Consider the following 5,292-nt stretch of genomic DNA (forward strand, 5'->3'; position numbering starts at 1 on the left):
AATAAAGATATTATATAAAATAAGTCAATACAATGGGTATTATAAGAAGTGCTTTTTGATGATTAGCCACGTTGGCGGGGACGCCAACATGAGCGCTATGTTTCAGTTTAGGTAGAAATAATATTATATGGCAGTAGATATTGATCATCCTTAAAAGAAAACACGAGGCTCTTGTTGGCGTCCCCGCCAACGAGCTTAGAGGCATAATGGACCAGCCACTTGTATTTTGATATCCCGTTATGATAAAAGAAGGTATGAACATTGTAATCGTTCGGTTCAGATATAAGGTTATTCACGTTGGCGGGGACGCCAACATGAGCGCTAGATTTCAGTTTAGGAAGAAAATAATGTTATATGGCAGGAGATCTTGATCATCTTTAAAAAACACCCTGCTCTTGTTGGCGTCCCCGCCAACGAGTTATATTTTCATTACTTCGCCATTCCGTCCTAAGCCTTCCTGGCCATTGAACCCCTGATTCTTTGTCACAATACATATAATCTGTATATTTCATTAATTCCATTCTAAACTTATCCCATGAGTGAAACCGGAGCTGTAAAATCGCTGGAACAAAGAATTGAAGAAAAAATAAACATGTTGCAGGTGGTGCAGCATGATTTCCCCGCCTACATCATTGTCCATGACATCCGTGATTTTTCCGTGGTCTTTATGTGCGAGCCAGGATTGAAACACCTGGGTCATACACTGGAACAGTTGAAAGCCATGGGCGAGAATTACCATACCTATTTTTTCAACCCGGAAGATGCACGTGATTATGTGCCCAAGATATTTGCTTTGCTGGAACGCAACAATGATGATGAAAGCATATCCTTCTTCCAGCAGGTGCGCAGCTCACCGCAGCACGACTGGGAATGGTACCTCAGCGCCACCCGCATCTTCCTGAGAGATGATGATGGTAAGCCAGTCCTTACCATTACCACCGCCACACCTGTTGACTCTCACCACCAGATCTCCACCAAGGCGCAACGCCTCCTCGATGAAAATAATTTCCTGCGCCATAACCATAAGGTATTTGATACGCTCACCAGGAGGGAAAAAGAGATCCTGAAATTAATAGCCATGGGCCTGAGCTCTGCCGAGATAGCCGCACAACTACACCTCTCCGAAGCCACGGTGAATACGCACCGCAAGAATGTCAAAAGCAAACTCAATGCAAAGACCAATTATGATATCACCCGCTTTGCCCAGGCATTTGACCTGGTGTGATTGGGTAGGTTGAAAGGTTGAAAAGTGGATAAGGCTTGAGAGGTTTGAATAGTTGAAAGGTTGACAAGGCGGGAAAAAGGTGAGTTGCTGCTTAATAATTAGCTGCGTTATAAGCGCTCGCTGTGGTTAGACAAGTGTTGAATAGTTGACAAGGCAGACGTTACAAACAAGCGGAGAAATCATCAGTAACTTTATACCATGCGTTTTTTATTGTACATCACGTTAGCGATTATTATTTTCTCCTGTGCTTCAACTCAAAAACCCAGTACCGCTGTACCAGTTGCACTGAAAGGTTGGAAATTGGTATGGAATGATGAATTCAATGGCCAGGGATTACCGGACAGCAGCAAGTGGGGCTTTGATGTAGGTGCCAAAAAATGGGGGAACAATGAGTTGGAATACTATACCGACCACGATACCTCCAATGTAAAGCAGCAGGATGGCCATTTGATCATCACAGCCCGGAAGCAGGAAAAGGAAGGCATGGACTATACTTCCGCCAGGTTGCTGACAAAGAAAAAGGCTGAATTCCAATATGGCAGGATTGAAGCCTCAGCCAAACTGCCGGCTGCAGTAGGTACCTGGCCCGCCATATGGATGCTGGGTGCTGATATAGACAAGGTGGACTGGCCCGCCTGCGGCGAAATAGATATCATGGAGCACAGGGGCATGGAGCTGAATAAGATCTTCGGCACGCTGCATTATCCTGGTCATTTTGGTGCTAACGGTAATGGTAAAACGATCATGATACCTGGTGTTACTACCAGCTTTCACCAATACGCTGTAGAGTGGAGCCCAACTGAGATCAAATTTTTCGTGGATAACCAGGTCTACCACACTGTAACTAATAGTGCTTCCATCCCATTCCATCATCCTTTTTTCATTTTACTGAACCTGGCCATGGGTGGTGATTTCGGTGGAAGGGTCGATCCCGGGTTTACTGCTGATTCAATGATGGTGGATTATGTGAGGGTATATGAGAGGGTTGAGTGAAGTTGAAAAGTTGGCAGGTTGATAAGGGTTAGAGAAGAGAAATGGCCGCAAAGGCACAAAGGCGGAAAGGAACACTAAGAAAGGGAATTATAAATTTTATTAGGTTACATTTTGGAATAAATACTAACCGTAAAGTATAATCGCATTTTTGTTTTCATCGTAGGTACGACAGTTCTTTGAACTGAACTAATCTCCTTAAAGTATTAAGTCTTAAATTTTTGAAATTAGGAAGGACTGCCAAACATAAACAATGATTCTTTGTCACCCTGAGGCACGAAGGATCTTTGGACTGCACTTTTAGAGGCGTTTTGCGTGATGGGGTGGTGAGCATGGACAAATAGGAGCGGTTGAATTCTTTTTGTTTTAGGTCGTAAAGACTCTAAGTATATACAAGTCGTTTATGCTTTTACCACAGATCCTTTGTGCCTCAGGATGATCCCGCCATTCGTCGGGACAGGCATGGCCCATGGTGGTCTATTGCAGGCAGGTCTATGCTCGATGGTCGTGATTCATGCAACAATTCTGCACAAAGTATTATTTTAAACTTTTGGAATTAGGACTGACTGCCAATCATAAACAATGATTCTTTGTCATCCTGAGGCACGAAGGATCTTTGGACTGCACTTTTAGAGGCGTTTTGCGTGGTAGGTGTGGTGAGCATGTATAAATAGGAGCGGTTGAATTCTTTTTGTTTTAGGTCGTAAAGACTCTAAGTATATACAAGTCATTTATGCTTTTACCACAGATCCTTCGTGCCTCAGGATGACAAGGCACGCGCTGGTATATTGCAGGCAGGTCTATGCTCGATGGTCGTGATTCATGCAACAATTCTGGACAAAGTATTATTTTAAACTTATGAAATTAGGACTGACTGCCAATCATAAACAATGATTCTTTGTCATCCCGCCGTAGGCGGGATCTTTGGACTGCACTGTCAGAGTCGTGATTGTTCTGTAAGAATTCTGGAACCAATCATTATTTAAAAGACGTTAGGTTTAATTTTTAATAAAGTCAAACTGGCTTTAAAGTTTTAACGGCCGCCTAAACATTACCCACAGACCCCGCCACTGCGGGGTGATCCCGCCATTCGTCGGGACAGGCAGGGTCATATAATGACCTATATCAATCCTAACTATTATCAACGTTTAGAAACAACTATTAAACCTTTCAACTTTTAAACTTTAAACTCCTCCCTCAACTTTTCAACTTCTTACTCCTTTGTGTTCCTTCATGCCTTCGCGACTTTGTGGCAATATTCTCTGTGCCTAATGCGCATAATCGGGAAGGTTAGACCTCTGGTGGAATGTCTTTCTTTTAAGCCTCTCTATATTTTAGTAAAGACTGCATTCTATAAGATCTCTGCCACCTAAAAAACTACAAACTACAAACCACAAACTACAAACTCTTCCAGTTCCTCCGTGCCCTTCCCTGCCTCTGTGGTTCTCTCTACTCCCGACTCCCGACTCCTGACTCCCGACTCATTTCAATTCCATCATCTTCACAAACCCGGTTTCCTTCACCAGCTTTTCGAGCTGCTCTTCTGATTTGGGATTCAGTTTGCCCAGGTATCCAGATAATACCAGGTAGAAAATTTTATTGGTCTTTTTGGTCAGGAAATAAAACCTGGAAGGCTTCAGGGCTTCATACACTTCTTTAGCCTGTGCTTTCTGCCCGGTCCTGGCCAATGCTATCGCCTTCAGCAGGCGCATGGTCTCATAAGGACCTTCTTCCACATAGCTGTGTTTTGACTTGTATTTGGTCTGCGCCTGCTCCAGGAAGTACAAGGCTTCAGTAAAATGCTGCGTCAGCGTGAGGGCAAGAGCAAAAACATATTCAAAGCTGGGGAAATTGTGGAAGTAGCCGTCTGAGGGCATGATACGGTTGTGCTGCTCCAACGCTTCCGCCAGGATACCCGTAGTGGGTAAACCTTCGATATTGGCATGGTATATCTTCGAGGCAAAATAGCGCCCGCAGATCACAGGGTGGTGTGTATCGCACAGGTGGTGATCGCCTATCTTTTCCAGGTGGCGACGCACTGCCGTGGCGTCATTGCTCAGCCAGCCACGCTGCAGCAGCAGGGCATGCCCCCGTATCTGGGCGTCTTCGGTTTTTTTCTCTTTCAGGTAATACAGCAGCCCCTCGCCATAATAGGAATTCAGTTGGTCAATATGGGCATAGAGTTCAAAATAATAGCGCTGCCCATTGGGGGTTTTGGCTATGGCCTTTTGAAATTTGGAGGCCATCTCCGGGTGTTGCTGCAGGAATAGGATGGTTTGCTTCACCAGTGCCAGGAAGGTCTTGTCAACAGGTTCCATCACGGGTGTGTGCCGGAACAAACCAACAAAATAGCGCATCAGGGATTCGGAGTTGTGCAGGCCATCAGTTTTTGGCTGGCCATTGCCATTATGGTGTACCAATTCTTCCAAAGAATCGAAGCCGCAGTATTTGCAAAGTATGGACAGCGTAGCCGATGAAGGTGGATAGGGAGCCTTTACAAGCCCAAAAAACCGGCGCAGGGTGTTGGGGTTTACTTTATAGCTGGTCTTCTGGAAAAGTTCTTCGCTTAGCAGGTTGCAATCCCGCGAGGTAGCAACAGGTTTACCAAAATGTTCCTGTATTTCTCGTTGTAGGGTAGGCAGAGCCGCGCCTTTATCAATTTCTTTCATAAACAGTTGGGTCCAGTTTTGGTGCTACAGGGTTGTGAACAGGAATGAACAGTGAACCTAGTGATTAAAAAAAGATCATATTTGTTCTTTTTTGTTCATAACGTTCAATCGGGGCGCTAAAGTAATGTATACTAGGGGTTCACATATAAGTAAAAAGCCTTAGTAATTGAAATTATAATCTGTTTTTAATGCCGGGCCCGGTGAAACCCAGGCTGTGTAAGGCCTGGCTCGTGTTGATGCTTCTGATCAGGTAGTATTATAAAGACGTATGCTGTGGTCTGCCAAAAATTCATTTTATATGCCGATCAATAGCTAAATTTCACCATATTGTCTCGTTCCAGAAAAAGTTTACAGACAAACTGTCAATTTTATGGAAAGGTTCATTAAAAAACACGGCAAGCGGTGGGT

General features: G+C 44.3%; 3 protein-coding genes. 2 read left to right on the plus strand and 1 reads right to left on the minus strand.

Features of this window, described 5'->3' with window-relative positions:
• The first annotated feature begins 535 nt into the window (after positions 1–535).
• Positions 536–1,225, plus strand: coding sequence for a helix-turn-helix transcriptional regulator (locus tag BUA53_RS20615; protein WP_072837286.1), 690 nt, complete (start codon positions 536–538; stop codon positions 1,223–1,225).
• Between the two features lie 198 nt (positions 1,226–1,423).
• Positions 1,424–2,218, plus strand: a complete 795-nt coding sequence (locus BUA53_RS20620) for a glycoside hydrolase family 16 protein (protein WP_072837287.1) — start codon at positions 1,424–1,426, stop codon at positions 2,216–2,218.
• 1,478 nt (positions 2,219–3,696) lie between these two features.
• Here BUA53_RS20620 and BUA53_RS20625 read toward each other — a convergent pair.
• Positions 3,697–4,884 (minus strand): hypothetical protein, encoded by a 1,188-nt coding sequence (locus BUA53_RS20625; RefSeq protein ID WP_072837288.1) that lies wholly within the window; start codon positions 4,882–4,884, stop codon positions 3,697–3,699.
• Between the last annotated feature and the right edge of the window lie 408 nt (positions 4,885–5,292).

Origin of the sequence: Flavisolibacter ginsengisoli DSM 18119 (assembly GCF_900129295.1) — a bacterium.
In the GTDB taxonomy this organism is placed as follows: domain Bacteria; phylum Bacteroidota; class Bacteroidia; order Chitinophagales; family Chitinophagaceae; genus Flavisolibacter; species Flavisolibacter ginsengisoli.

Coding starts and splice junctions, on each gene's coding strand:
- BUA53_RS20615 (WP_072837286.1), top strand. CDS start 536: ATGAGTGAAACCGGAGCTGTAAAATCGCTGGAACAAAGAATTGAAGAA.
- BUA53_RS20620 (WP_072837287.1), top strand. CDS start 1,424: ATGCGTTTTTTATTGTACATCACGTTAGCGATTATTATTTTCTCCTGT.
- BUA53_RS20625 (WP_072837288.1), bottom strand. CDS start 4,884: ATGAAAGAAATTGATAAAGGCGCGGCTCTGCCTACCCTACAACGAGAA.